Origin of the sequence: Treponema sp. OMZ 805, assembly GCF_050937395.1 — a bacterium.
GTDB lineage: Bacteria > Spirochaetota > Spirochaetia > Treponematales > Treponemataceae > Treponema.
This window is the reverse complement of record NZ_JACCLP010000024.1, coordinates 1-4028: the sequence shown is the minus strand read 5'-3', so window position 1 is coordinate 4028 and position 4028 is coordinate 1. Positions and strand designations below refer to the sequence as shown.

The following is a 4028-nucleotide window of genomic DNA, read 5'->3' as shown; positions in this document are numbered from 1 at the left end:
TGTGGTGCTAGCCATTTAATGCCTCCTCATCTAAAATAAATTCCCGAATAAACCTATTTGCATAAACGGGAGAAATATAGTTTCTCATTTCTTCTCGTGTCATAGTTTCATCGCTTATTACTTTTTCGACAGTCAATTTGACTTCGTTTTCGATATTTTCAAAACAAAAATTTTGTTCAGGACTGCAATTTATAAAGTAATATTTAGTTGGCTTTTTATATACATCTCCTCTCATTGTACGATCTACGTCAATGATGCTCGGTTTTAAGGGGAAATATTGAGTTAAAAAATGTGGCTGTGTATATGGATTTTCAACAATAAGTCTAAATCGGTAAGATAATGCAACCATGCATAATTTACATAATAAGTCATAATTCTTGCTTATTCCATTAACGATGTCTCGTGAATAATCCAATTTTTTGGAATTATCCCAGTTACGAGATTGCGGCATTTCACACCGTGCATTTAGTTGTACACGACAGGAAAATCGAGTACACGGAAAAAATGCAAAAATCAAATCATTAGTAGAAATATGATAAAAAATTGACATTTTCCCCGTGTAGGCTTTTTGAATTTCATCAAATAAATCTATTTGATAATCTGTTTGATTAAAATGATTTAATATATCACAATCTACAGCCGGTATACCGAGCTTCATAAATTCGTTTTTAAATGTTCCGGTTTGCTCGAAAAAACACCATGCTTTATTTATCTTCATTATTGTTTCTCCCTTGCAACTAACTCGTAATATTCGCCGATTATCTCTACACCGACGAATACGCAATCAAGTGTTACACATTGCTCCATTGTATAAGGACAAACCCCAAGAATTTTTACTATCTCATATTTATTCTTTTCTGTTTTACAAAGAACTTCGTAATACTTTTTGCCTATATACTCTACGCGGCCTTGCAGTTTCACTTCTATCATGATCTTTTCTCCTCCAGTATTTCAAACGCGCGTAAAAATTGACGATTGCAACTAATACAATCGCCTTTGTGCCAATCATACCCGTGTCCATACAGGACATCATCTTCGAGGATGAGTGGAAAGAATACTTCCCGTTCGGTGTTAAAGGTTTCGGCTACGCGGGCGGTAAATGCTCCGCGTTGGCTATGTGCAACTTTTACAAGTGTGCCTTTCAGAACAATCATTGTTTATTCATCCTCGCTAAATCTCTTGAATGTCTTCGCTATGAAGCATTGATATGGCTTCTTCAAGCGAAACTTTAACAAAGCCTTGCTCTTTATCAGTGAGATAAAAATCAGATTCCGTTCTGTTTTTATATGAATGGCACTCGATAAGAGTGCCCTCATTCAAAATAGCAATAGTACTTTCGCTATTACCATACCCCCCGATTGAAGTAGCAGAAAATATAGGCGCTTCACTGTGAAATGAAACTCCGTAACCATTGTCAGTAAAGACAAAAATTATCCTATCGTCTTTGCGCTTTTCCTCATTTACAAAGATAAATGAGGTGTTGCCTTTTTCAAGGGTTCCAATAGAACCCTGAAACGGGACATTGCATTCAATATCCTTATTTATCTTGTTAATCACAAGAAGCAACCGGCGCGTTGCTCCATTCCTTAAGGAATAGGTACCCTCTTTCGCTATCGAACGATTTAAAAATATTTTAGCCATTTTATTCTCCTTCAAAAAATGTATATTTTACTTTTGAGCCGTAAAGTAAATTATAGATATTTATAATTTACTCTTCCTCGCTTTTGTAAAAATCTTCATTGCAATCCGTTACCGTTGACTGTGCAGCTGCAGTACCGATCGGTGAACATATACTTTCAGTCAGGTCGTGAATTTCCGACTCCACCCACTCTTCAAAATCACAATCTGATAATTCTTCGGAAGCATTAGCAAGTATTGTTTCTGCATCGTATCTGTTCTTTGCCCATACCTCTACTTCTTTGGTAACGAGCTTCTTTTCGATAATTGCTGTATAATGCTTATAGCCTTTCGCTTTCATTTCTTCGATTGTCATTTATCCCTCCAAGTAGCCGTTGCGGGCGGTTGCCTGCCGGTGCAGCGACACAGCGCCGCCGTCAGCTACGCCGCGATTAAAGGCTTTACCACTATGGGTTGTCTTCAGTTCACGCCTCTTTATAATGCCGAATTTGTTTTCCGCGGCCTTTTTCACCGCAAGCAATTTATGTTCACGCTCAGGCGCCCATGATACTTTCTGTCCCAATTCATATATCCGAATTGCTAACCGACAGACGATCCCGAAGCGGTATTGATTTTTGTATTTCAGCGTATTGCGCTTACGCACGTTCTGCTTAACCATCCGGTCTATCGTTTTACTTAAATAGCCGTACATCTCTTTTGCCATAAATGCGTCGAATGCTTCCCCGTAAAAAATCATTTGACCGCTTGAAACATCGCGTAATGCCTCACAGGCATACAGCGATGCAACGGTGTTCGCAAGCGTTGAGCGCCATGCCGATTCTCGCTTTGTCGCTTTGACCGTCTGCGACGCATACACGCATTCGGCTTCCGTTACATGGTATTCTTCCATCAGCGCTTGCGCTTTTTGTAATGCTGCCATTGCCTCGTTTTCATTCGGGCTTTTTGACAGCGCCAAAAGCTTTTTAATCCGCTTTTTAATGGTTTCTGCATCAGTGTTCATAAAATAATTCTCCCTGTTCAAATGGTCTTGAGTGCGGCACGTCCAGTTTGACAGGATCGGTGCTTGCACTGGCGGTTTCATCAGGCGGGGTGATGCCTGCTTTCAAGAGGGCGCGCCGCTCGGCTGTTAGTTTGTGTTCTATCTTGCGGATGTAGGATTTGGTGTAGCGGTATTTTTCCGCAAGGTCGGCGTAGGTGGCTCCGGCACGAAGCTCTGCAAAGATTTGACGGTGCTGCTCGGCAAGTCCGATTCTTTTGGGGAAATAGAAGCTACTGCCTTCAAAAAATTCAAAGACTTTCCGGGCATTGTCCTTACCGATGAGTAATTCCAGCTGTTCAAGCGTTTCGTTCGCTTCGTAGATACTGTCGGTCACTGCTTTGCGCCTTCACTTTGAGGATGAGGCGGACGGTCAGGATTGAACCCCGCTTTTTTTGCAATGTCACGCAAGGCAAGGATCACCTTGGTAGCCTTTTCCTTGCTGATCCATTCGATATGCGTAACCCCTGCAATGCGCTGGAGCATCGCTTGTAAAGAAGATTCATCTTTTGCCCTGCTTGCCAAATCCCATAATCCCCGGATGTAATACTCCTGCCGTGCGCTAATCCAATCGCCATTACGGTCATTTTGCGGTGCGGTCTTTTTTAAGCCGCTTTGTGCCGCTTTACCGGCGGTTACTTTGAAACCGAGCTTTGCAAAGGCTTTGAGTACCGCGTTATACTGTTGCCACGTTTTAATATCACGAGCCGAGTCAACCCCTGCTGCACCAAAAAGGAGGGCACGATAGGAAGCATCATCAAGACCGCACTCACGTTTTGCTACGTGGAGTATCTGTATCCACTTGCGCCCAGCGACGCCTGCTTTCGGTGTGTTTGTTTTTGCTTCCATAACGCGATTCTCCTCCTCTTTCAATACAAAATCCGTACCGTCTACCGGCTTTTACGATACCTGCTCTTTCAACAGCTCTTTGTTTACTTCTTCGCGGTTTGCTTGGCAGAAAAAGGTATCTTTGACCTTGCGTACCGCGTCTACCTGCGCAAGTGCCTCATCATCAAGCTCACTCATCAAATCCTTATCCGGCTCTTCTTTGATACGGATATACTTGGTTAAATGCAGTTTTTTCAGAAGCTCAAGTGTTGTCTTTTTGATGCTGATTGCGGTAGACTTACGATAGCCAAATTCACCGAAGGATAGTTTTTGGGATTTGCGGTCTTTAAACAGTTCCTCGCGGTTGTATTCGGCAAATGCGCCAAGCAGGGCGGAAAGGTCGGTAATGCGTTTACGATAGACCTCCCCTTGCTTTGCGCAGTCCGCTTTAATTTCTGCAATCTTCTTGTTCGCTTCCCCGTCGATTGCTTCCAGTTCGTGTTCAAGAAGTCCGATTTCCTTGAGG

At 42.4% G+C, this 4028-nt stretch carries 9 protein-coding genes; all 9 read right to left on the bottom strand.

From position 1 onward, the window contains the following. Positions 1-7: 7 nt before the first annotated feature. On the bottom strand, positions 8-718 hold the full coding sequence (locus HGH47_RS11900) for a hypothetical protein (protein ID WP_432912585.1): 711 nt from the start codon (positions 716-718) through the stop codon (positions 8-10). Continuing rightward, positions 718-930 carry a hypothetical protein gene (locus HGH47_RS11895; RefSeq protein ID WP_432912582.1) on the bottom strand — a complete coding sequence of 71 codons (213 nt, stop codon included), beginning with the start codon at positions 928-930 and terminating at the stop codon, positions 718-720. The genes HGH47_RS11900 and HGH47_RS11895 overlap by 1 nt, the downstream gene beginning before the upstream one ends. Beyond that, complete coding sequence (locus tag HGH47_RS11890; RefSeq protein WP_432912579.1) at positions 927-1154, bottom strand: hypothetical protein; 228 nt, start codon at positions 1152-1154, stop codon at positions 927-929. The genes HGH47_RS11895 and HGH47_RS11890 overlap by 4 nt, the downstream gene beginning before the upstream one ends. Positions 1155-1170: 16 nt before the next feature. Next, complete coding sequence (locus tag HGH47_RS11885; RefSeq protein WP_432912576.1) at positions 1171-1641, bottom strand: hypothetical protein; 471 nt, start codon at positions 1639-1641, stop codon at positions 1171-1173. Positions 1642-1708: 67 nt separating this feature from the next. Next, positions 1709-1993: a hypothetical protein gene (locus HGH47_RS11880; RefSeq protein WP_432912573.1), complete on the bottom strand. Its 285-nt coding sequence runs from the start codon at positions 1991-1993 to the stop codon at positions 1709-1711. Further along, on the bottom strand, positions 1994-2638 hold the full coding sequence (locus HGH47_RS11875) for a DUF2786 domain-containing protein (protein WP_432912570.1): 645 nt from the start codon (positions 2636-2638) through the stop codon (positions 1994-1996). Further along, positions 2628-3011: a Mor transcription activator family protein gene (locus tag HGH47_RS11870; RefSeq protein ID WP_432912568.1), complete on the bottom strand. Its 384-nt coding sequence runs from the start codon at positions 3009-3011 to the stop codon at positions 2628-2630. Before HGH47_RS11870 ends, HGH47_RS11875 begins: the two co-directional genes overlap by 11 nt. After that, positions 3008-3523 carry a phage protein GemA/Gp16 family protein gene (locus tag HGH47_RS11865; RefSeq protein ID WP_432912565.1) on the bottom strand — a complete coding sequence of 172 codons (516 nt, stop codon included), beginning with the start codon at positions 3521-3523 and terminating at the stop codon, positions 3008-3010. The genes HGH47_RS11870 and HGH47_RS11865 overlap by 4 nt, the downstream gene beginning before the upstream one ends. Before the next feature lie 51 nt (positions 3524-3574). Continuing rightward, the coding region (locus HGH47_RS11860; protein ID WP_432912562.1) for a host-nuclease inhibitor Gam family protein at positions 3575-4028 on the bottom strand (454 nt) is incomplete at its 5' end.